Origin of the sequence: Shewanella sp. AC91-MNA-CIBAN-0169 (assembly GCF_040310165.1) — a bacterium.
Lineage (GTDB): Bacteria > Pseudomonadota > Gammaproteobacteria > Enterobacterales > Shewanellaceae > Shewanella.
The window spans coordinates 1-298 of record NZ_JBEOPM010000087.1 but is presented as its reverse complement, the minus strand read 5'-3'; the positions used below and the strand labels follow the sequence as shown (position 1 = coordinate 298).

The 298-nt window shown below is 36.2% G+C and carries 1 pseudogene; it reads left to right on the top strand.

Annotated features, from left to right (window positions below):
* Positions 1 to 59: 59 nt before the first annotated feature.
* Positions 60 to 298, top strand: a pseudogene (locus AAEY98_RS22230) (IS3-like element ISSde8 family transposase); the annotation flags it as partial.

The following is a 298-nucleotide window of genomic DNA, read 5'->3' as shown; positions in this document are numbered from 1 at the left end:
TCTAATGAAACTGTAGAGATTTATAGCTTAAAATAAGCAAAATCTTAAAGGTATTTATCATGATTAGAAAAACGAAAATCACTGTCAGCTCTCTTCAAAAATTAGAATATGCCAAGCTGATGGTCGAACAGGGTTACACAAATAAACAAATCGAAGATATGTCAGGTGCGGGTAAATCTGCTGTGTCTCGATGGAAAGTGCAGTACCAAGCTGAATTAGCTGGTAAAACACCAGAAAATGCCAAAGCATTAACTGAAGACCAACGAAGAATTCAACTCCTAGAAGCCCAACTAAAACA